Source organism: Clostridium sp. YIM B02551, assembly GCF_022324735.1.
In the GTDB taxonomy this organism is placed as follows: Bacteria; Bacillota; Clostridia; order Clostridiales; family Clostridiaceae; genus Clostridium_T; species Clostridium_T paridis.
Map to the genome: position 1 here is coordinate 121,163 of NZ_JAKGTF010000004.1, position 21,827 is coordinate 142,989.

The window sequence follows — 21,827 nt, forward strand, 5'->3', positions numbered from 1 at the left end:
ATGAATCTTTCAATAATTAAAAAGGAACTTAGAGAAAACTTTTATGCCATGAAAGGGAATTTATGGTTAATTATTATAGCAATTATATTTAGCATAATGTCCTATAGCTTTGTATCTATGAAAGAGTTAAGTCTACTTGCTCAAACAGAAGTTATAGTTACAATGAGTAAATTAGTTGTAGGATTAGCATTACTGATAACAATAGTTCTTTCAGCAGTAACTTTTTCAAATGAAAAAGAAGAATGTACACTGGAAAGTTTGATGCTTACACCTGTACCAAGGATGCAGTTAGCTTTTGCAAAACTTGTTGGAGTGTTTTTGATGGGAATATCAGTTTTTGCTATAGCAATTCCGTATATTGCAACACTAAGTTATGGAACAGGACTTATTGCTAGAGCGGTAATATTTATTGTTGTTATAGGTAGCATTGTATTATTTTCTTATGCTAATATTTCTATTGCTCTTTCAATTTTATTGGGTTCATCTAAGAATTCTATAATAACTTCAATAATATTTTTTATAATGACCGGATTGCCAAGCTTATTATCTACTTCAATTAAAAAAGCAGGATTTGGAGCTGTGATTGAAAAGATTAGTCCGTTATCTAATACATTCAATCTTATGAAGGCTGTAATAATTGAAAAACAAGGCTTTGCAGGAATGACAAAATTTATAATTCCAATATTAATATTTGCAGTCTTGTCCTATATGTTTTTAATCTACGGAACAAAGAAAATTGCATTCAAAGGAGGAGAATAGCATGAGGAAGATATATATAGCACTTACACTGCTTTTGATTCTGGCTTTATCTCCATTAACAAATGTATATGCTAAGGATTTAAATACAGAAAAACTAAGTATCTCGATAACATCTCCTTCTAATGTTAGAGATTACCCAGGGAAGCAAACACTAGTTAAGGCAGAAGTTAAAAACAACACGGATAAGCCCATAAAGGACTTACTTGTCTATATTACCATGGCAGATACGAAAAAGAACATGACCGTTAACTTAGAAGACTATAGTGCAGATAAACCTATAAAGGTTGATATACTTAATCCGGGTGAAACAAAAATTGTAGAACTACCTATAAGGTTTGTATATACTAGTAACTATTATCTTTATACTACAGCAGTTTCTAAAGAATATAATCAAGTTATTTCGAGTGATGCTATTCCTATAAAGATTATGGGAAATACAAAAGTCGATAAAAACATGGTGTTGGCAATATCTTATATAGAGCCAATCCTATTAGTATTAGGGACAGTATTTATAATGCTAAAAAAGAAATACAGTAAGAAAGCATGAAATTAAGAAATTAATTGATTTTTATAAAATAAGGCAGGAGGGAAAATATAATGAAAAATATTTTTATAAAAGTAAAGGAATTTTGCAGGAACCATAAAAAAAGGATAATAAAGATCATATCAAGCAGTATTGCTGCAGTAATAATTGTGGGTGGAACAGCAGCTGGAGTAGTATATTCTAAAGCAAAAGGCAACTTAAAATATACACAAGAGCAGCTGCAGAAAATTGCTTTAGGCAAGATACCAGGTGAGGTTGTAAAGGTTGAAAAAGAATTGAATTTTGAAGAGGCAGTTTATGAATACGAGTTTAGTATTAAAGACAAAGAAAATATGCTTCAGAAAGTAAAGTTGGATTCTCAAAGTGGTGCAATATTAAGAGAAAATAACGAAAAATCTAATGGTGAAAATAAAGATAGTCATGATAAAGAGGAAAGTAGACATGGCGAAGACTAGCGAAATGGTATATATTAATATTTAGTAGTGAGCAAACAGCTCACTATTTTCTTATGGAGGTGTTAATGTGCGAGACTTTAAGATTTTATTAGTAGAGGCTGAAAAACAGATGTCTATGTTTATAGAAATGGAATTAACGCATGAAGCGTATAAGGTAGACATAGCTTACGATGGGAGAGAGGGGATGAAAAAGGCGGAGAATAATAATTATAACTTAATACTTTTAGACATAATGATTCCTAATATAAATGGAATAGACGTTTGTAAAAGAATAAGGCAATATTCAATGGTGCCTATAATAATGTTAACTGCTAAAAGTGATGTGTCTGATAAAGTAATAGGTTTGGATGTAGGAGCTAATGATTATCTTACCAAGCCTTTTGCCATAGAAGAGCTTTTAGCTAGAATAAGAGTTTATGAAAGAGATAAGTCTATAATTAATAAGACTGAGGAGCTTAAAGTGAAAGATATTATTATGAACAATAGAACTCATCAAGTATGGAGAAGCGGCAAAGAAATTGAGCTGACAAAGAAAGAGTATGATATTTTGGAAATGCTTCTTAGGAATAAAAATATAGTCCTTTCAAGAGAACAGCTCATTGAGAGAGTTTGGGGTTATAATTATGTAGGGGATACTAATGTGGTAGATGTGTTTATAAGATATTTAAGAAGCAAAATCGATGAAGGATATGATGAAAAGCTTATCTCTACTATAAGAAGAGTAGGATATGTAATTAAGGGTGATTAATGATGAACTTAAAAATTATTAAAAACGCTAAAATTTCGGTGAAGCTTACAATAATATATGCTTTTATGTTTTCGTTACTCCTGCTGGTTTTAAATGCTTCAATCTTGTATGGCGTTAAATACTATCTTTATAGTCAAAGCAACAAGCAGCTTGAAGATATAAAAACTATAATAACAAATAAGATTACAGGCCAAAATGAACATGTCGGTTTATCTGACAAAGAAATAGTTACTGATATTCCATCAAATGATAATATTCATATAAGGATAATAAAACAAGATGGAAACGTCATTAATTCTTCAGATAAGTTTAAGTATAAAATTGAAATAAAAGAACCTTATGGGAAAATACTTGAAAAAGAAGCAGGAGAAAAACATATACTATTTGAGAATATTAGGATTGATAATAAGGATTATGGGACAGCATATTTACAAATAGTTAAAGATATGGATAATGAGTATGATTTTATGAAGATTTTGTTTGTACTCATGGCCATAGCAGATTTTATTGGTGTAATTGCTTCAATTATTATAGGATACTTCATAAGCAAGAAAATGTTAAGGCCAATTAATTATATAACTAAAACTGCAGAAAGCATAAGTATTAACAATTTAAAAGAAAGAATAGTTGTAAAAGGTCCTGAAGACGAGTTAAAAAGGCTTGGAGATACATTTAATAAAATGATAGATAGACTTCAAGAATCCTTTGACAGGCAAATTCAATTTGTATCCGATGCTTCACATGAACTTAGAACTCCTATAGCAGTTATACAAGGTTATGCAAATTTGCTTGATAGATGGGGTAAGGATGATAAAGAAGCTTTAGAAAAATCCATCTATGCAATTAAATTAGAAGCTAATAATATGGGTAACTTAGTAGAGAGGCTATTGTTTCTTGCCAAAGGTGATAGCGGAAAACAGAAAATAGAAAAGCAAGAATTTTGGCTTAATGAGCTAATTAATGAAGTTGTAACAGAAAGCAAATTGATTTGCCCTAACCGAATAATAACAAATGATAATAATGATACAGTAAAAGTATTTGCAGATTTTAAAATGATAAAACAAATGCTGAGGATATTTATTGATAATAGCATTAAATTTACATCAGAACAAGGAAGAATAGATATAAGTTCACGGCTTAAAGATAAAGGTATAGAGATAACTATTAGCGATAATGGCATAGGTATACCTAAAAAATCTATGAAAAATATATTTGATAGATTTTATACCGTAGATAAATCAAGATCTAAAGATAAAGGTGGAAGTGGACTTGGATTATCTATAGCAAAATGGATTGCTGATGTGCACCAAGGCTTTATAAAAGTTTATAGTGATGAAGGAAAGGGAACAACAATATCTGTTGTTCTAGAGAGAAAATTATAATGAATTTAAAGTAATATTTCTATTAAGAAAATTTGAAGTCAGCATAGTAGCTCTAGATAAGTGGCTAAGAGATTCGTTTAAATAAATATAAAATGAGAATAACTCTTGATTTTTGCACATTATAACCATCTATTGTATAAACAAAGAAAATGAATATTTGTTAAGACTGAGGTAAATATATAAATATGAAAATATTTATATAAGGAGTATTCTATGATAAGAAAAATTATAGAAATAGTCTTCAGGAGCGCCTCTACTTACATTATTCTATTAGTCTTTGGAAGAATAATTGGAAGAAAATTGATATCAAGAATAACATTTTTTGATTTTATTGTTGGAATTACCCTTGGGTCTATTGCAGTAAGAATAGCATTAGGTTCACAGGAATCGCCATTTTTAGCTACAATTTCAGTATTTGTTATTTCTTTGTTAGTTGTTATTACAGATTATTTAGATATTAAAAGTATTAATTTTAGAAAATTAGTTGATGGTGAGCCGATTATACTAATAAGTAATGGAAAAATATTAGATTATAATTTAAAAAAAATAAGAATTACTATAAATAAATTAATGATGCAATTAAGAGAAAAAGACATATTTAATATAGACGATGTGGCGCTTGCAGCTATAGAAAGTGATGGAGAATTGACAGTATTACCAAAAGTGAATAAACAACCAATAACAACCGGTGACTTAAATATTTCAAGAAAATATACTGGGTTAATGAGAGATCTAATTATAGATGGCAAAATAATGTATAATAATTTGAAGTCAATTAATCATGATGAACAATGGGTTAAAGAACAGCTTAAAACTCATAATATTTATAATCTAGAGGAAGTTTTCTATGCTGGTTTAAGTGACTCAGGAATTTTATATGTTTCAGAAAAACAAAGCAATGAAGTAACATAATAATTCTGCTTGCTGTAATTCCAATAGTTATATTTCAAGGAATAATAAAGTATATACTTGCAATCATTATATTTGCCAGGGAGTTTACTTTGAGCTTCAATACAAGTGTCCAATTTGAAGCTATTTGGTTAACACAAGATTAAAATTTAATGAATTGATATATTTTACTAAACGTAGGGAGAAACTATAGTGTTGTTGCACAATATTCTAAAAAAATTCATCAACGGATATAAAAAGCTATGTATTTATTTAATATAAAAAGTACCCTGTAGAATAGACAATGATATGCTCCCCTTATAGTAAACAGATTAAAAATAAAAAATCTTCTACTAGAAAGGGGAGTATTTTTGTGTCTAGAAGAACTAAATATACAGCAGAAGAAAAGTACGAAATTTTAAAGCTTTATGAGAGTGGATTCGGAAGTATAAAGAAATTATGACTAAATTTGACATGGATGCATATGCATTTTATCGTTTGAGATATAACTATGAAAACTATGGAATAGATGGATTGAAAGAATATAAGACATGGAAAAGATATTCCGCAGATTTAAAGAGACACGCGGTAGAAGATTACCTTTCTGGACAATACTCACAACGTGAGATTACAGAGAAATATGAACTAACAGATAAGTCAGTGTTGAAAAGATGGATAAAAAAGTATAATAGTCATAGAGAAATAAAGGCAACCGGGAAAGGAATGAACCGATCTATGATTAAAGGGAGAAAAAAATCTTTGAAAGAAAAAATAGAAACTGTAGAATAGTGTATTGCTCACAATAATGATTACCAGCATACTGCCGAGGTTTATCAGGTCTCATATCAACAAGTATATCATTGGGTTAGAAAATATGAATCTGGTGGAGAAAACGCGTTAAAAGATTTACGAGGCCGAAAGAAGTCTAAAATGGAACTAACTACTGAAGAGAAAATAAAGATTCAAATGAAAAAACTTGAAGCAGAAAATGAGAGATTAAGAGCGGAGAATGAATTCTTAAAAAAATTGGAGCAACTAGAAAGGGGGCGTTTTTAAGCCGACTAAGACAAGAAAATAAATATATCGTAATATCAGAGCTTCATAAAGAAGATAAGTTTTCTATCTCAATGTTGTGTGATATAGCTAAGATTTCACGTGCTGCATACTATAAATTGTTAAATCGCGAGGATTCTAAACTAGATATTGAGAATAAGATGTTAACTATGGAAATCTCTAAAATTTATTCGGAAGTAGATGGAATCTACGGCTATCGTAGAATGACTATGAACTTAAATCGTAGATTGAATAAAAAGTTTAATCTTAAACGTATCTATAGACTTATGAAACTCTCATTATTGCAGTCTGTAATTCGTAGAAAAAGGAAACGTTATATAAAATCGACGCCTCAGCACGTAGCAGAAAACCTTCTGAACCGTGAGTTTAGCGCTAATAAATTAAATGAAAAGTGGGTTACAGATGTTACTGAACTTAAGTATGGTAAGTCTCAAAAAGCATATTTAGTGCAATATTGGATCTTCATGATAAATCTATTGTAGCATATGTACTTGGACATTCTAACAATAATGATCTTGTTTTTAAGACTTTAGATATTGCTTTGGCAGCTTCGCCCGGCGCAAGCCCGATGATTCATAGTGATCGTGGATTTCAATATACCTTATATGGATTTAAACGTAGAATAGTTACAGCTGGAATGACACAAAGTATGTCACGGGTTGGCAGGTGTATAGATAATGAACCAATGGAAGCAGTTTGGGGAATTCTAAAATGTGAAAAATACTATTTAAACAAATATCATACATATAACTCTCTTTCCATCGCAATTGATGAATATATAAACTTCTATAATAATAACAGATTGCAAAAAAGTTAAACGGCCTTAGCCCAATGGAATTTAGGGCTTTAGCCGCTTAAATGTAATTTTAATATTTACACTGTCTACTTGACAGGGAGCAGTTCAGACATAAAAAGTTTCTATCCTATAGGGTACTTTTATGTATAATGAAATAAATAATACTGGGAGCGAATTTTGATGAGTAAAAAGATATTTACAGATGAAGAAGTGGCACTTCTATCAAAAAATATATATGTAAAAAGTGTTAGTAATAAAGGAATCACATACACTGATGAATTTAAACGAATATTTATAACTGAAAATAGTAACGGAGAATTACCTAGACAAATTTTCGAGAAACATTGCTTTGATATAAATATAATTGGCATGCACCGAATTTGGTCATCAGGTAAAAGGTGGCTCTCCGCATTTCGTAGAAATGAAGTTGCTAAATTACAGGATAACAGAAAATTTAATACGGGACGACCAACAGAAAAAGATTTGTCGCTACAAGAAAAATATGAAAAACTTGAGGCTAAAGTCAGGCTATTAGAGGCTGAAAATGAATTTTTAAAAAAGTTAGAAATGCTGGAAAGGATGATGAAGTAAAACAAATAAACTTATTAATTAAAGAGAAATTTATAATTATTGAAGAGACAATAAAGAAGAATAGACTCAAAAACAAAATTGGATTTTTGTGCAAATTAGCAGACGTTTCACGCTCGGGTTATTATAATTATTTTTCAAAAGCATCTATTTCTAACCGTTGCAATCAAGATGAAAAAGATTTAGAAATATACAGTAATATACTGGCGGCATTTAATTTTAAAAATCGTAAAAAAGGTGCTAAACAAATAAAGATGACTTTACAAAACTTATTTGAAATTAACTACAATTTAAAGCGCATTAGAAAAATATAATATTATCTGTCCGCATAGAAAAGCAAACCCATACAGAAGAATGATGAAAGCCACTAAAGAACATACAGTCTTACCAAACTTATTGAATAGAGAATTTAAGCAATGTACTCCAGCTAAAGTGTTGCTAACAGATATAACTCATCTATTTTATAAAGATGGACAAAAGGCTTATTTGTCGACCGTTTTAGATGGAGCTACAAATGAAGTATTAGCATATAATTTATCTAAAAGCCTACAAATAAATATTGTTACAGATACAATTGATAAGCTATTGTTGAATACAAACTCTTTTTTACATAAAGATGCATTTATCCATTCTGATCAAGGTGCTCATTACACAAGTCCAATTTTTCAGAAGAGACTTAGGGCCCAGGGAATAGGTCAATCCATGTCTAGGCGTGGGAACTGCTGGGACAATGCCCCGCAGGAATCGTTCTTTGGTCATTTAAAGGGTGAGGCAAATATTAAAGGCTGTGAAACTTTTGAAGATTTAGTTAAAGAAATAGATGATTGTGTTGACTATCATAATAATTATAGAGCTCAATGGAATTTAAAAAAGATGACTCCTGTTAAATACAGAAATCATCTTCTTAATACTGCTTAACCTTTTTTTACTGTCCCTGAAAAAGGGTACATTTTAAAAAGTACATGGCTTTTTTTATTTGAACAAGCACATAAAAAATCTTAAGACAAATCTAAGTTCTTTTTAATCTAATTTTAATGTATTTATTTCATAATATAAAACAAGGAAAAACTGATATGTAGTTTTAAACGAAAGGACAAAAATTATGAGCATTTTAATTAATCTTTTTAACGGAATAATGCACATTGATAAGTATCTAAATTTACTAGTACAACAATATGGAATGTTAACATATCTAATTCTTTTTTTAATAATCTTTATGGAAACAGGATTAGTTGTTACACCCTTTTTACCAGGAGATTCAATGCTGTTTGCAGCAGGAGCTATTGCAGCTATGGGCGCTATGAATATATTTACTCTTCTTATAGTAGTTTATATTGCTGCAGTGCTAGGTGACACTGTAAATTATCATATTGGCAAAAAGTTAGGAAATAAAATTTTAGAAAAAGAAGAGATTAGATTTATCAATAAAGAGTATTTAAATAATGCTCAGGCATTTTATGAAAAACATGGCTCTATGACAATTGTTTTGGCAAGATTTATCCCTATAATTAGAACCTTTGCCCCATTTGTAGCTGGTATAGGAGAGATGAACTATACCAAGTTTATACCTTATAACATGCTGGGTGGCGGACTATGGGTAACTTTATTTCTAGGTGGTGGGTATTTCTTTGGTAATCTACCTTTTATACAAAAACACTTCTCTTACGTATTAATAGCAATTATTTTAATATCAATGCTTCCTGCAGTTATAACAATTATAAAGGAGAAGAGAAAAAAAGGTGGAGATGATAATGATGATGTCGTTACTTCAAAGGTTGGATAATTTTATATTAATTCGTAATGAAAGTGGTTATATAGAAAAATCTGCAGTTTTATACCAAAACATATTATAAAGAGGTGTTAAAGTTGAATATGGAACTTTTTAAGCTTATAAATAATATAGCTTATAAAAATAGTGCATTAGATGTAATTATGATTGTTTTTTCTAAGTATGTTCCCTACTTATTTATGTCGGTAATAGCTATAGTATATATGATAGGAATTTTCAAGAAAAATAGTGAGTATAGAAAGAGTATGGTTAGTACTTTTGTTTTTACAATAATAAATCTTTTTATTAGCTTCATAGTTGGAAGTATTTATTATGTAGACAGGCCATTTGTTCATAATAAAGTGAATCTTTTATTTCCACATGCAAAGGATGCATCTTTACCAAGTGATCATGCTACAGGTACGATAAGTATTGCACTTGGCTTAGGAAAATACAATAAGGCAATTAGCTTAACATTAAGTCTACTATCTCTAATTGTTGGATTTTCAAGGGTTTATGTAGGTCTCCATTATCCAGCAGATGTTATATCAGCATATGCAGTGGTTTTTATATCCAACTATATTTATAATTTGAAGCTTAGGAATAAAGTTGAGTATTTATATGAAACTTTAGAGAAAACGGTTGTATATAAGTTAGGATTTAAGGCGTTGTATAATTAGATTTAATTATACATGTAATATTTGGCCTAATAATAACATAATTAACTATTCTGCGTAATGAAATAGGAGGAAGAATGTCATGATGAAGACTAATGGAAAAAAGGTATTATTTAATAATTTTAAAATTAAAACAGGACTGTATATTATTCTGCTAGTGTCTATAGGAGCATTTCTTATTTTAGGAAGTGTGGCAGGTTATACTATTAATAATATTAAAACACTTCAAGATGATATGTATAGAAATGCGTTGATTCCAAGCACTCAGGCTTCTGAGGTTAAAGCAAACCTAATGGAATCAAAGCTTTTCATAACAAAAGTTACATCAGTTGAATATAAAGATGAATATGTTCAAAAGATTGATAAGATAGACAGTGAAATTAGAGATTTAATAAGCAAGTATGAAAATAGAAGTCTTGATAAACAAGAAAAAGATTACATTCAAAAAGTAAAAGCAGCTTATGATAAATATAACAATGATTGGAAAACTATAAAGTCTAAGTTAAGTGTAAGTGAAAAGTTGAGTGCAGAGGATATTAAAACTTTTGATTCTATAGCTAATGAGGTAGATAGTGCGGTAGACGACATGATCAGCTATGGAACAAAAGATGCAGAGACCTTGAGAGTTGATACAAATACTAAGGCGTCAAATAGCTATAAGTTATTTCTATATTTATTGATATTTTCAGTTGTAGTATTAGTTGCAATAGTTATTGAAATAATAAATTTAATAAAACGTTCCATTAAAGACTTTTCAAACACTTTAAATGTTATAGCAGAAGGCGATTTTTCTATTAAAATTGATGCAAATAATACTAGCGAATTTGGATTAATGAAAAAGCAATTAGCAGTTTCGATAGAAAAAATTAAGTCAATGATTCAATCAATAAATAGTACATCAAATATTGTTGACAATCAATCAACCTTACTTTTAGAGCTATCAAATGAAATCTCAAGCTCCTCAAAGGAAGTAGCAAGTGTGATACAAGAAGTATCTAATGGAGCTCTATCACAATCAGAAAACTTAACTAGCATTAATGATTGTGTATCTAATTTTGGTATAAAAATATCAGAAATAGTCAATTTAATAGAAGAAGTTAATACAAATACGGAGGTTATTAATGGACAAGCTAAAAATGGAAATAATAACTTTAAAGCATTAATAAACTCTGTTAATGAAGTTATGCAATCTTTTATAGATGTTAAAGGACGTATTCAAGATCTTGGGGATAATATAAAAGAAATTAATGAAATCATGATTTTGATAAATAATATAGCTGATAAGACTAATTTACTTTCATTAAATGCAGCTATAGAGGCTGCTAGATCAGGGGATGCTGGAAAAGGATTTGCTGTTGTTGCAGATGAAATTAGAAAGCTTGCTGAACAATCTAAAATATCTTCAGACAAGATTGCAATGCTAATTACCAATATTACGGAAGAATCAAGCGTAGTTATAAAAACCACTGAATTAATGAATAATGAATTAAATAAGCAAGGAAGTATATTAGATAATTCAATAACTTCTTTTGAAGATATAATTTGTTCAATAGATGAAGTAACCCCAAAAATTAAATCAATGAATAATATGTCTATAAAAATTAATGATGACAAGGACTTAATTGTAGAAAGAATTAATCAAGTTTCTTTAGTATCAGAGAACATTTCAGCCTCTACAGAAGAGATAGCAGCAACCTCGCAAGAAATAAGTAGCTTTACAGATAAAATATATCAGTCGGCAGAAACACTTGATATGTCTTCAAAAGAAGTATCAGAGAAAGTTAATAAATTTATAGTTTAAAAATAATGGAAAGTAGTCTAGAGTGACTGTTTACCCAAAGCTTGATACTCAATCTGTTGTCATTGCCTTAATTGTAATCTGAAGAAAGCTTTCACATAAAAGGGTACTGTTGCAGTCTAAATAAGTTTGCAAGATGAAAGTATTACAAGAAAGCAAACAGGAATGGCTTTAGATTTTGTAGAACTTGAGATTATATAAAACACAGGTAAATAGGACACTATCGTAGAATATCTAAATATATGTTAGCTGACATCGTTTCTCATATGGTGTCAGCTTTGTTTTTAATTGAATGAGAAGTTGATATTACTTGATAGGTAGTTATTAAAAATTATTTTAGGATTCTGAAATTGTATTTTATGATTTGTTATAAGGGAAGTTATTTATGTGAATATTGTTGAGAAGCCCCTAGCTATGGGTGCATGGTTTGTAAGGAGAGAGTGCTTCATCCGGTGAGATTCAAATTTCACAATGAAAATCAATCAAGATATGCGAGTAAAAGTTGACAGGGTAATCACAAGATATTTTAAAAAAGGTCATGATAAACATATAGATTAGTATTATTTAATATATATTTTAAAATATCCAGTTATTATTCAAGAGATAATTCCCTCAACCTTCCCTTTAGAATAAAAATACTATAAATTATAGTGAATTATCAAAAAAATATAATATGTATTAAAACCTAGCACCCATCAATGTTTAAAATATAAAAGAATATGATTAAGTTCAAGCTCTCCTCAATACAGAACTCGGCATATAGACGTATTTCTCTATGAAAAACATTAGGATTCGTACTTGGTGTTTTTTGTTTTCCATTTATTTGCCACTGAGATTATCTTTTTTCTTTCTATTTTTCATCTAAGAAACGATTAATTTAAAGAAATACTCAGAGATATTTGAACTAAATAAGATGAATATATTTGATACTTTCTCTACATAATTGTAAACAGTTCCATATTGTGTAGAAGTATGTAATTTATTATTGTAAAATATATATGAGTATAAGAAAGTATTATTTAAAGCATTGATATTTATATGGCTTATTCAATAATATTAAAGCAAGTTAATTTCAAATAATGTATATAATGGTATGTTTTTCCTAATAGTTTTCATACTGAAGGTGAGTTATTAAACTACATGGGTCAAGCAATGAAAACACAGACACCATATGAAATAACTTTAGTAGATGAATATAATCAAATAGTTCCTTTTAAAGAAAAATTTCATTTAGTTGCAATAACCATAAATACTTCAAATGCTACGCATTGTTACGATATCTCCAAGAGATTTAGAAATAAAAATACTAAAGTTGTAATGGGGGGGACCTCATGCAACATTAGTACCAGAAGAGGTAAAGAAACATTGCGATTATATAATGGTTGGAGAAGGGGAACTTATATGGCCAGAATTTTTAGAGGATTTTTATCAAGATAAAGCAAAATCAGAGTATATTTGCAAAGAAGTACCTAACCTTAAAAATATGCCAATAGTAAGAAGAGATCTAATCCATAGGAGATACTTTACAAAGGGAGTTGTTATCTCTTCAAGAGGATGTCCTTATAAATGTAGCTATTGCAATTTAAAGCAGATATATTGTGAGCAGTTTAGGACTAGACCTATTGACGAAGTCATTTTTGAAATAAAGACAATGAAAAATAAATTTTTTGTATTTTGGGATGATAATTCTTTTGGAGATATAAACTATGCTAAAGAATTATTAGTGGAATTAAAAAAGCTTAATAAAAAATGGGTGGCTCAAGTAACATTAGAGAGATGTAAAGATGAAGAATTATTTAAATTAGCTAAAGAGGCTGGTTGTGTATACTTTTTTGTTGGAATAGAATCTTTTTCTCAGGAAAGTTTAGGTAGTGTAAATAAAGGTATAAATAATGTTAATAGATACAAAAGTATAATAGACCTAATTTGTGTACAAGCAGGGATAATATTTGGATTTTACACAGATAAAAAAGATGTATTCAAGAAAACATTGGATGATTGCAATGAGTTAGGTATAGATGGAGCCACTGTAAGTATATTGACACCTTTACCTAAAACACCGATATATTCTCAGTTAAAAGAAGAAAATAGGTTAATAACAGGGGATTGGAGTTATTACAATGGAAAAACTAGAGTAGCTTTTATTCCTAAAAACATGAGCAGAGAAGAATTATTTGAAGGTTACATATGGTTTAGAAGAGAATTCTATTCTTTAAAATCTATTTATAAAAGAATGAGAAAATCTAAAACTAATATAATCTATAACTTAATTGTAAATTTGCGATATAAGATAAGCCTTAAAGGTACAAAAAGTAAGTTTGAGAATAATTAATCTTTCAAAAAGCATTAGGAGGATACAAATATGATAACTAATAATAGTGGTATCCCTACATTACAAGAAGCAGAAGCTTTGCTTTACGAAGCTTCAATTTTAAATCCTGGACAATGGGTTGACCATTCTAAATATGCAGCTAATGCAGCAAAGCTTATAGCAGAAAATTGTGATAATATAGATCCAACTACAGCTTATATATGTGGTTTATTACATGATATAGGTAGAAGGAATGGAATAACTGGACTAAGACATATACTAGATGGTTATAACTTCTTAAGGGAAAAGGGATTTGATAGAGCTGCAAAAGTATGTTTAACTCATTCTTTTGATTGCAAAAATATAAAGACTGCTTTTGGTATATGGGATTGTTCTAAAGAAGAATTTAACTTTGTAAAAGAGTATTTAGAGAATATACAATATGATGATTATGATAAGCTTATTCAGCTATGCGATGCATTAGCGTTTACAAATGGGTATTGTCTTATAGAGAAGAGAATGGTTGAAGCAGTTTTAAGACATGGTACAAATGAATATACAACTCATAAATGGAATGCAACCTTTGAAATAAAAGATTATTTTGAACGTAAGATGGGAAAATCGGTCTATAGTATTCTTCCTGGGGTAATAGAGAATACCTTTGGATTATAGGAAGGGGAATTTATTATGCATAACAATGAAGAGGTTCTTCATGGAGGTAACGTTAATGAAGTAGTTCGAAAAGGGAATGCTGTTCATCGTAGTACTAACTGGATTCCCTTTGTTCATGAACTTCTTATATATTTAGAAAAACAAGAATTTGAAGGTGCTCCTAGGTTTCTAGGTATAGATGATAAAGGTAGAGAAGTACTATCATTTATTCCTGGCGAAGTACCTGGTGATTACTACCCAGATTTTAAGCCGTATATATGGAGTGACAATTCTCTTATAAAGAGTGCTGAATTATTACGAAATTATCACAATGCAGTTAAATGCTTTAAAGTATCTTCTACTGAAACTAAGTTCGAAGTTAAACTGCCTGCTATAAATAGTTGGGAAGATGAAGTGATTTGTCATAATGATGCAGCCCCATATAATATTGTTTATAAAGATGAAGAACCCATAGCACTAATAGATTTTGATTTAGCTGCGCCTGGTCCACGTATTTGGGATATTGTATATATGCTTTATACTTCTATCCCACTTGCAAGTTTTTCAATAGACTATAATACAGGAGAATCAGTACCTTATATTAGGGAATCACATAGAGTAGAGCGTAAACGTAGAATTCATCTATTCTTTAATGCATATGGAATGAAAATCCCTAACAATCTTAAAGAGTGGACTATATGCCGAATCAAAGCAATGTGTGATACATTAACTTCTGGTGCTAAACAAGGAAACATAGCGTATGAAAAGATGATAGAAGAGGGACATTTAAAGCATTATGAGAAAGAAATTACTTTTTTAGAAGAACATTTTGAAGAATGGGAGTAACTTAGTAACTATCTGAGAATTATTATATAAGGTTAACGCAGAAATAAGTGTTAGCATTTTCATATCTATTTTCCTAATATGGGCTTACATGCTATAATTGCAGATAAATACGGTGATGCTGTAATTCACCAAGAGGGAATAAGTACTAATGTTATAAGAAAAATAGTTGGCAAGTTTATTGTTAAGATAAATTTCCCAAATGGCAATTTTGACAAACCGTTATATGATATATCTCGAAAAGCCGCGGTCATCCGAGCCGCAGATTAAAATGGGAGGATAATATCGATGGGATTAAAAGATATAAAACTTTGGGGAAAAAATGTTCCTGATGCCGACTTAATTTCTACTATTGGGGACTTGAATAACGAAGGGTTACCTACCTTGACCCCTTATTTATTAAAAGGGGAGAAACCTCGCCCTGCAATTATTGTTTGCCCGGGCGGATCATTTCAATTTAGAGCGTCTAATGAAGGAAAACCAATTGCAAAATGGCTAAATCAAATAGGAATAAATGCTTTTGTTTTAAATTATAGGGTTGCTCCTTTTACTCCATTTACGTCAACCAAAGATGCAGTACGAGCGGTTAGGTATATTCGATATCATGCCCAAGAATTTAATATTGATCCGGATCGGATCGGCATGATAGGATTTTCAGCTGGCGGTTATCTCACCGCTTTTGTAGGAACTCGTTTTGATAATGGAATTATAGAACGGGATAGTCGAAATGCGCAAATTACGTCAATGCTATTGGGAGAACCGGATTTTAACGATCCGATTGATCAAACGAGTTCTAAACTTAATGCGATCATTTTATGTTATGCTGAGACATCCCCCTTTTCTAAGGAAAATTTGCCACCAGATTATCTATTAACAAAAGATATTACAGTGGATGAGTTTATAGACTTTACTTCAAATCATAAACATGTTACAGCGAAAACACCACCGACTTTTCTATGGATTACAGCCACCGATCACTGGAATTTTCAGCGCCAAAACTTACTTTTTGCTCAAGCTCTAAATGAGCTAAATCTACCATTTGATTTTCATATATTCTCCAAAGGTCCCCATGGTTTAGGATTAGGTGAGGATGAACCTACGGTAGCGATCTGGCCAAAACTTTGTGAAAATTGGCTTCAAGGATTATAGTATTCCGTTTATTAATTCCATAAATAACAAAATAAATTACACTTGGGTGAACTTAATTCTTCATCCAAGTGTTTTTATATAAATCGCATAAATGGTAGAGAAGAGTAGTTATCCTTAGAAACATATATTAACCTCATTTTAATCAGCAAAATATAGTAGGGAAGTGTAGTACACCTCCCTAAAAGTTCGCTTATTTGTTATTCTTAATACCATCCAATTTATCTTGTAAGTTTTTAATTTCTGTATCTTTAATTAACTTTATATGTTCAATTTCCATTTCAATTTTTCTAGAGTAGTATTCTTGCAAATTCTCCTTTTGCTGTTTTAAGGAATTTTCTTTATCTAAATTATAGTTTTTAGATATACTTTGGATTTCTTCTTTATGTTCTAACCTTATATCCTTAATATCACTTGTAGATTGCTCTAGATTTGATTCTAGAAAAGAGATCTTATCTAATAAGGATGATATATAAATATCTTTCTCAGCCAGCTTAGAAGAAAGAGTAGAGAAGTCACCATTAAGTTTTTTATTCTCTAAGCTAATATTAGAAAATTTCTCTTCTAAACTTTTAAGTTCATCAATTTTACTATATAACAATTCATTTTCTTTATTAACTTGATTTAATAAGAATTTATTTTGTGCATTTAATTCTTCAGTAGACTTTGTAACAGAATCTTTTTCTTTTAAACTTTCCTCAAGTCTTTTATTTGTATCTTTTATTTCTGATATTTGATTTTTTAAATTATTTATTTCTTTATTTAAAGATAATATAACATCATTTTTTTCGTTAAGCTTTTCAGATAATTCTTTGCTTATTTTTTCTTCAGCCGTAACATTCATTTCTAGAGAAGCTAAATATAGGTTTTGAAGTCTAGATATATATTCCTCAAAGGTTTCGATTTCTCTTTTTCTGTCTTTTAGAGTACTTTTAGCCTGCTGCATCTCAAACACTTGAAGCAAACTAGCCATACATTGTTCTTGAGTTATGCCTTCTTTTTCAGCTACCTCTCTAAAATTCTTAATTGTTTCTTCTGATAACCTCATTGTTGTTGCCTTTAAATCTGCCATGTTTTCCTCCTATGTAATACTATATACTACATTATAATACATATGTATTACATGTTCAAGAATTCTCGAAAGTATATAACTAATTATTTTTATAAGTATCAATTCTGACAAGTTTTCAAATTTGAACGTATTTAAAAGCATGCAAATGTACATTTAGTTATTTTCAAAATTATCTTTCCATTAAAATGAATTGCACATAAAAGAAGATAGATTTTTAAATCAGGTGTAAAAGCGCATGAATTAAGAATTATATCAATTTTTCCTAAAAACTCATATAAAAATGTTCGCTAAATATACATTTAGCGAACTTATTGTTGTAATTTATATAAAATTCCTGTAAAATTATATTAATGACATTATTAGGAGGTTTTTTACTTGAAATATTACATAGAAACCATGAAAAATAACGATTTACCACCAGATTTAAATGATTTTCTAAATTATTTAGAAACAATCAAAGGTAAATCTTTAAATACAATTAACGGCTATAGGATTGATTTATCTATGTTTTTTAGATTTTTAATGATATATAAAGGTTATTCCAAGCAAGATGTTGAGTTTAGCCAAGTAAACATCAAGGATATAGATGCTGATTTCATAAATAAAATAAGACTTTCAGACATGTATGCCTTCTTATCTTTTACTGAAAAACAAAGGGAAAATGGCACTTATGCAAGAACTAGAAAAGTTGCAGCACTCAAGTCTTTCTTTAAGTTTTTAACAGGCAAAGCAGGCATAATAAAGGATAATCCGGCATTAGAGTTAGAATCCCCGAAAATCAGCTCCAGACACCCTATTTACCTAACTTTAGATCAGTCTCTTACACTGCTGGATTCAATGGATAAAACATATAAATATTACACTAGAGATCATTGTATGATTACTTTGTTCTTGAATTGCGGACTTAGAGTTTCAGAGCTTTGTAGCATTAATATTTCTAAGCTTAAAGGCGATACATTAAATATAATCGGTAAAGGTAATAAAGAAAGAACTGTTTATTTAACTCCTGCAGCACTAAAATCAATCGACAATTATATGAAGGATAGAATTAAGCTTAAAACAAAGACTCCAGACGACGCAGACGCCCTATTTATCAGCTCTTACGGTACTAGAATCACCAAAAGAAGTGTTGAGAAAATAGTAAAAAAATACACTCAATCAGCCGGTTTAACAGATGCAAAATATACCCCTCACAAACTAAGGCATACTGCCGCAACACTAATGTATAAACACGGAAACGTTGATATCAGAAGCTTACAGGATATTCTAGGCCACGAAAACATCTCCACTACTCAAATCTACACCCACGTAGATGATGAAGACTTAAGAAATGCGGTGAAATCAAATCCACTTGCCAACTTAAAGTAATATTGTAATGCATTATATTACTACGTATTACATTGTATTCAAACTGTGTAATGTTCCTAAAATTTATCGAATAGACAAAAATTAAATATTAAATAAAAAAGGTGTACTTAAAATACAAAGTACACCTTTTTTATTTCTAAATATTTCCTTTTATTCTTCTTAAGCCTGGAAAAACCTCACTTGAATTCTCTTCTAAGTAAGTTTCATCTTCCACTAACCCATCTAAATCTTCTACATATTCAATATGATCCCAAGCATCTTCGTACTCCTCATTAGATTCTGTAAATGCTAATTCCACGTCTTCTTCAAAATCAGCCTCATCATCTTGAGTATCATCAGACTCTTCTACTTCTACAAATTCATCTTCGACAAATTCATTTTCAACGAATTCATTCTCTTCAACATTTTTTGCTATCTCTTCTATTCTAATTGCCTTTATATCTATTCCTTCATCTTCTAAGCATTTACCACAATTGTTGCAAAGTTTTTTATTATCATAAACGCAATAATCACATTCGCCACAGTCATTACACTTTTTATTTGAATTAAATATACAAATTTCTCTCATGCACACTACTCCTCTTTAAATCATTCTTTAGAGATTATAACAAATAAGTACAATATAAGCAAATTTTTTATGAGAACATAAGTTTGATTAATTACATATACTATGCTATAATGGGAACATAAGTTAGAGAGGTGTTAACTATGTCTAAGGATAAACAAACTGAAATATATGATTTTCTTAAAATTTATACAGAAAATAAAGGGTATCCACCTTCAGTAAGAGAAATATGTGATGCCGTAAGTCTTAAATCTACTTCAACTGTACATGGACATTTAAAAAGACTTGAAAAGAAGGGTTTAATACGTAGAGACCCTACTAAACCAAGAGCCTTAGAGATCCTTGAACTAAACTCTCCTAAAAGGGAAATGATTAACATACCTTTAGTAGGAAAGGTTACTGCTGGAGTACCTATTTTAGCAACTGAGAATGTTGAAGACTCATTCCCAATACCAATAGATTATATTAAGCATGATCGCGAACTATTTATGCTTAAAGTATCTGGTGAAAGTATGATTGAAGCTGGAATCAATGATGGAGATTTAGCTATAATTGAGCAATGTCAAACTGCTTTAAATGGCGAAATCGTTGTTGCATTAATTGATAATGAAGCTACGATTAAGAGATTTTTCAAAGAAAAAGGAAGAATAAGACTACAACCTGAAAATAGTACAATGGAACCTATTATAGTTAATGATTGTTCAATTTTAGGTAAGCTTGTTGGACTTTTTAGAGCATATTAAAAAAATACTGGCATTTAGCCAGTATTTTTTCTTTACTTTATTTTATTTCTAAAACCTTAGATAAAGCAATCATTATTCCAAGCTTTGCGTGATCAAAAGTTAAACCACCCTGTAAATAAGCTATATATGGTTCTCTAATTGGTGCATCTGCTGATAATTCAATGCTTGAGCCTTGTATAAATGCTCCAGCAGCCATTATAACCTGATCTTTGTATCCAGGCATATCCCATGGCTCACATTCCACAAAAGAATCTATTGGAGAACCTTTTTGAATCCCCTTACAGAAAGCAATAAGCTTTTCCTCATTTCCAAACTTAACTGCCTGAATTATATCACTTCTTCTATGATTATATTTTGGTAACACTTCAAATCCTGCAAGTTCCATTATTCTTGCACAGAATACTGCTCCCTTTACCGCTTCAATAGCTACATGCGGTGCTAAAAACAATCCTTGGTAAAAACTTCTCATTACACCAAAAGTAGAACCACACTCCCCTCCTATTCCAGGGATAGTTAGTCTATAGGAGCTTTGAACAACACACGCTTCTTTTCCTGCAATATATCCTCCTGTAGGAGCAATACCGCCACCGATATTTTTGATTAATGAGCCTGCAATTAAGTCTGCTCCAACATCAGTAGGTTCTAAAGTTTCTATAAATTCACCATAGCAATTATCAACAAAAACTATAACATCCTGTCTTATGCTCTTTATATGTGATATAGCAACCTCTAAATCTTTTATATTAAATGAGTTTCTCCATCCATAGCCTGTACTTCTTTGCATATGTACCATTTTAATTGATGGATCATTTTTTAACTCATAAGCGATTTTATCCAAATCAAAATATCCATCTTTTAAATCTATTTGTTTATAATTAACTCCATAGTCCTTTAAAGAACCAATATTCTCTTCTACTTCAATTCCTATAATGTTATGTAAAGTATCATAAGGAGTTCCTGTAACTGTTAGCAAAGTATCCTTTGGTCTTAAGTTACCAAATAAAGCTGCCCCAATTGCATGTGTTCCATTTACAAAATGAGGTCTAACTAGTGCACTTTCACAATTAAATATCCTAGCATAAACCTTATCTAATGAATCTCTTCCTATGTCTCCATATCCATATCCTGATGAATTAGTGAAATGAGAATCACTTATCCTCTCTTCTTGAAGAGCTTTTAGGACTTTGAACTGATTATATTCTCTTATTTCATCATATATCTCAAACTCTCCTTTTATATCCTCCATTGCTTTTGAATATAAATCTAAAGTTTCATCATTAATCTTATATTGTTCTTTTAAATATTTTACTGTTAAATCTAGCATTAAAAATGTCCTCCATTTAAATTATTCCCAGACTCAAATAAAAGCTCTCTATGCAGAGCATAGAGAGTATTTTATACTGTTGTTTCATTATTAAACAAAATTGGTTTAGCTGGGTTTATAGTTGAAATTGCATGTTTATATATCATCATTTGCTTGCCATCAGAATCTAATACTACAGTAAAGGAATCAAAACCTTTTACATATCCCTTTAATTGAAAACCATTTGTTAAGTATACGATAACTGCAATTTTATTCTTTCTAGCACCATTTAAAAATATATCTTGCAAATTATTACTTTGCTTATTCATTCAACTCATCCTCCATATT

At 30.0% G+C, this 21,827-nt stretch carries 23 protein-coding genes and 1 pseudogene; 20 read left to right on the top strand and 4 right to left on the bottom strand.

Annotated features, from left to right (window positions below; translation table 11 throughout):
* The 18 genes and pseudogenes from L1S47_RS06355 to L1S47_RS06435 all read left to right on the top strand — a co-directional run bounded on the left by L1S47_RS06355 (position 1) and on the right by L1S47_RS06435 (position 16,431).
* Positions 1–759 (top strand): ABC transporter permease subunit, encoded by a 759-nt coding sequence (locus L1S47_RS06355; protein WP_238882619.1) that lies wholly within the window; start codon positions 1–3, stop codon positions 757–759.
* A gap of 1 nt (position 760) precedes the next feature.
* Complete coding sequence (locus tag L1S47_RS06360; RefSeq protein WP_238882621.1) at positions 761–1,306, top strand: hypothetical protein; 546 nt, start codon at positions 761–763, stop codon at positions 1,304–1,306.
* Positions 1,307–1,356: 50 nt separating this feature from the next.
* On the top strand, positions 1,357–1,758 hold the full coding sequence (locus tag L1S47_RS06365) for a PepSY domain-containing protein (protein WP_238882622.1): 402 nt from the start codon (positions 1,357–1,359) through the stop codon (positions 1,756–1,758).
* A gap of 67 nt (positions 1,759–1,825) precedes the next feature.
* Positions 1,826–2,506, top strand: coding sequence for a response regulator transcription factor (locus tag L1S47_RS06370; RefSeq protein WP_373689036.1), 681 nt, complete (start codon positions 1,826–1,828; stop codon positions 2,504–2,506).
* A gap of 2 nt (positions 2,507–2,508) precedes the next feature.
* Positions 2,509–3,888, top strand: a complete 1,380-nt coding sequence (locus tag L1S47_RS06375; protein WP_238882625.1) for an ATP-binding protein — start codon at positions 2,509–2,511, stop codon at positions 3,886–3,888.
* Positions 3,889–4,101: 213 nt separating this feature from the next.
* Positions 4,102–4,800 (top strand): DUF421 domain-containing protein, encoded by a 699-nt coding sequence (locus tag L1S47_RS06380; protein WP_238882627.1) that lies wholly within the window; start codon positions 4,102–4,104, stop codon positions 4,798–4,800.
* Between the two features lie 349 nt (positions 4,801–5,149).
* Positions 5,150–6,708: pseudogene (locus L1S47_RS06385) on the top strand (IS3 family transposase).
* A 118-nt stretch (positions 6,709–6,826) separates the two neighbouring features.
* Positions 6,827–7,237, top strand: a complete 411-nt coding sequence (locus L1S47_RS20700; RefSeq protein WP_306796790.1) for an HTH domain-containing protein — start codon at positions 6,827–6,829, stop codon at positions 7,235–7,237.
* Positions 7,238–7,552: 315 nt separating this feature from the next.
* Complete coding sequence (locus tag L1S47_RS20705; protein WP_373689040.1) at positions 7,553–8,152, top strand: IS3 family transposase; 600 nt, start codon at positions 7,553–7,555, stop codon at positions 8,150–8,152.
* 184 nt (positions 8,153–8,336) lie between these two features.
* Positions 8,337–9,017, top strand: coding sequence for a DedA family protein (locus L1S47_RS06395; protein WP_238882628.1), 681 nt, complete (start codon positions 8,337–8,339; stop codon positions 9,015–9,017).
* A gap of 83 nt (positions 9,018–9,100) precedes the next feature.
* Complete coding sequence (locus L1S47_RS06400) at positions 9,101–9,682, top strand: phosphatase PAP2 family protein (protein ID WP_238882630.1); 582 nt, start codon at positions 9,101–9,103, stop codon at positions 9,680–9,682.
* 79 nt (positions 9,683–9,761) lie between these two features.
* Positions 9,762–11,480, top strand: a complete 1,719-nt coding sequence (locus L1S47_RS06405; protein ID WP_238882631.1) for a methyl-accepting chemotaxis protein — start codon at positions 9,762–9,764, stop codon at positions 11,478–11,480.
* Positions 11,481–12,629: 1,149 nt separating this feature from the next.
* Positions 12,630–12,914 carry a hypothetical protein gene (locus L1S47_RS06410; protein WP_238882632.1) on the top strand — a complete coding sequence of 95 codons (285 nt, stop codon included), beginning with the start codon at positions 12,630–12,632 and terminating at the stop codon, positions 12,912–12,914.
* Positions 12,856–13,809 carry a radical SAM protein gene (locus L1S47_RS06415; RefSeq protein WP_238882633.1) on the top strand — a complete coding sequence of 318 codons (954 nt, stop codon included), beginning with the start codon at positions 12,856–12,858 and terminating at the stop codon, positions 13,807–13,809. The genes L1S47_RS06410 and L1S47_RS06415 overlap by 59 nt, the downstream gene beginning before the upstream one ends.
* A 30-nt stretch (positions 13,810–13,839) precedes the next feature.
* Positions 13,840–14,460 (top strand): HD domain-containing protein, encoded by a 621-nt coding sequence (locus L1S47_RS06420; RefSeq protein WP_238882634.1) that lies wholly within the window; start codon positions 13,840–13,842, stop codon positions 14,458–14,460.
* A 15-nt stretch (positions 14,461–14,475) separates the two neighbouring features.
* A complete protein-coding gene (locus tag L1S47_RS06425; RefSeq protein ID WP_238882635.1) occupies positions 14,476–15,285 on the top strand; it encodes an aminoglycoside phosphotransferase family protein in 810 nt (269 codons plus the stop codon).
* 78 nt (positions 15,286–15,363) lie between these two features.
* The gene (locus L1S47_RS06430; protein ID WP_238882636.1) at positions 15,364–15,552 is read left to right on the top strand and encodes a hypothetical protein; all 189 of its coding nucleotides are present in this window, start codon (positions 15,364–15,366) and stop codon (positions 15,550–15,552) included.
* Positions 15,553–15,570: 18 nt separating this feature from the next.
* The gene (locus L1S47_RS06435) at positions 15,571–16,431 is read left to right on the top strand and encodes an alpha/beta hydrolase (protein ID WP_238882638.1); all 861 of its coding nucleotides are present in this window, start codon (positions 15,571–15,573) and stop codon (positions 16,429–16,431) included.
* A 190-nt stretch (positions 16,432–16,621) separates the two neighbouring features.
* On the opposite strand, the gene L1S47_RS06440 is transcribed toward L1S47_RS06435, so the two are convergent.
* A complete protein-coding gene (locus L1S47_RS06440; protein WP_238882640.1) occupies positions 16,622–17,500 on the bottom strand; it encodes a hypothetical protein in 879 nt (292 codons plus the stop codon).
* 375 nt (positions 17,501–17,875) lie between these two features.
* Between L1S47_RS06440 and L1S47_RS06445 the strand changes: the two genes are divergently transcribed.
* Positions 17,876–18,868: a tyrosine recombinase XerC gene (locus tag L1S47_RS06445; RefSeq protein WP_238882642.1), complete on the top strand. Its 993-nt coding sequence runs from the start codon at positions 17,876–17,878 to the stop codon at positions 18,866–18,868.
* Positions 18,869–19,004: 136 nt separating this feature from the next.
* Here the strand turns inward: L1S47_RS06445 and L1S47_RS06450 are convergent, their stop codons facing one another.
* Positions 19,005–19,436, bottom strand: coding sequence for a hypothetical protein (locus L1S47_RS06450; RefSeq protein ID WP_238882643.1), 432 nt, complete (start codon positions 19,434–19,436; stop codon positions 19,005–19,007).
* A gap of 140 nt (positions 19,437–19,576) precedes the next feature.
* Between L1S47_RS06450 and lexA the strand changes: the two genes are divergently transcribed.
* Positions 19,577–20,176 (top strand): transcriptional repressor LexA, encoded by a 600-nt coding sequence (gene lexA / locus L1S47_RS06455; protein ID WP_202766296.1) that lies wholly within the window; start codon positions 19,577–19,579, stop codon positions 20,174–20,176.
* A gap of 37 nt (positions 20,177–20,213) precedes the next feature.
* On the opposite strand, the gene L1S47_RS06460 is transcribed toward lexA, so the two are convergent.
* Entirely contained in the window at positions 20,214–21,500 is a 1,287-nt protein-coding gene (locus L1S47_RS06460) for a methionine gamma-lyase family protein (protein WP_238882644.1), read from the bottom strand.
* A 71-nt stretch (positions 21,501–21,571) separates the two neighbouring features.
* Positions 21,572–21,808: an RNA chaperone Hfq gene (hfq, locus tag L1S47_RS06465; protein ID WP_202766298.1), complete on the bottom strand. Its 237-nt coding sequence runs from the start codon at positions 21,806–21,808 to the stop codon at positions 21,572–21,574.
* Between the last annotated feature and the right edge of the window lie 19 nt (positions 21,809–21,827).

Coding starts and splice junctions, on each gene's coding strand:
- L1S47_RS06355 (WP_238882619.1), top strand. CDS start 1: ATGAATCTTTCAATAATTAAAAAGGAACTTAGAGAAAACTTTTATGCC.
- L1S47_RS06360 (WP_238882621.1), top strand. CDS start 761: ATGAGGAAGATATATATAGCACTTACACTGCTTTTGATTCTGGCTTTA.
- L1S47_RS06365 (WP_238882622.1), top strand. CDS start 1,357: ATGAAAAATATTTTTATAAAAGTAAAGGAATTTTGCAGGAACCATAAA.
- L1S47_RS06375 (WP_238882625.1), top strand. CDS start 2,509: ATGAACTTAAAAATTATTAAAAACGCTAAAATTTCGGTGAAGCTTACA.
- L1S47_RS06380 (WP_238882627.1), top strand. CDS start 4,102: ATGATAAGAAAAATTATAGAAATAGTCTTCAGGAGCGCCTCTACTTAC.
- L1S47_RS20700 (WP_306796790.1), top strand. CDS start 6,827: ATGAGTAAAAAGATATTTACAGATGAAGAAGTGGCACTTCTATCAAAA.
- L1S47_RS06395 (WP_238882628.1), top strand. CDS start 8,337: ATGAGCATTTTAATTAATCTTTTTAACGGAATAATGCACATTGATAAG.
- L1S47_RS06405 (WP_238882631.1), top strand. CDS start 9,762: ATGATGAAGACTAATGGAAAAAAGGTATTATTTAATAATTTTAAAATT.
- L1S47_RS06410 (WP_238882632.1), top strand. CDS start 12,630: ATGAAAACACAGACACCATATGAAATAACTTTAGTAGATGAATATAAT.
- L1S47_RS06415 (WP_238882633.1), top strand. CDS start 12,856: ATGGTTGGAGAAGGGGAACTTATATGGCCAGAATTTTTAGAGGATTTT.
- L1S47_RS06420 (WP_238882634.1), top strand. CDS start 13,840: ATGATAACTAATAATAGTGGTATCCCTACATTACAAGAAGCAGAAGCT.
- L1S47_RS06425 (WP_238882635.1), top strand. CDS start 14,476: ATGCATAACAATGAAGAGGTTCTTCATGGAGGTAACGTTAATGAAGTA.
- L1S47_RS06430 (WP_238882636.1), top strand. CDS start 15,364: ATGGGCTTACATGCTATAATTGCAGATAAATACGGTGATGCTGTAATT.
- L1S47_RS06435 (WP_238882638.1), top strand. CDS start 15,571: ATGGGATTAAAAGATATAAAACTTTGGGGAAAAAATGTTCCTGATGCC.
- L1S47_RS06440 (WP_238882640.1), bottom strand. CDS start 17,500: ATGGCAGATTTAAAGGCAACAACAATGAGGTTATCAGAAGAAACAATT.
- L1S47_RS06450 (WP_238882643.1), bottom strand. CDS start 19,436: ATGAGAGAAATTTGTATATTTAATTCAAATAAAAAGTGTAATGACTGT.
- lexA (WP_202766296.1), top strand. CDS start 19,577: ATGTCTAAGGATAAACAAACTGAAATATATGATTTTCTTAAAATTTAT.
- L1S47_RS06460 (WP_238882644.1), bottom strand. CDS start 21,500: ATGCTAGATTTAACAGTAAAATATTTAAAAGAACAATATAAGATTAAT.
- hfq (WP_202766298.1), bottom strand. CDS start 21,808: ATGAATAAGCAAAGTAATAATTTGCAAGATATATTTTTAAATGGTGCT.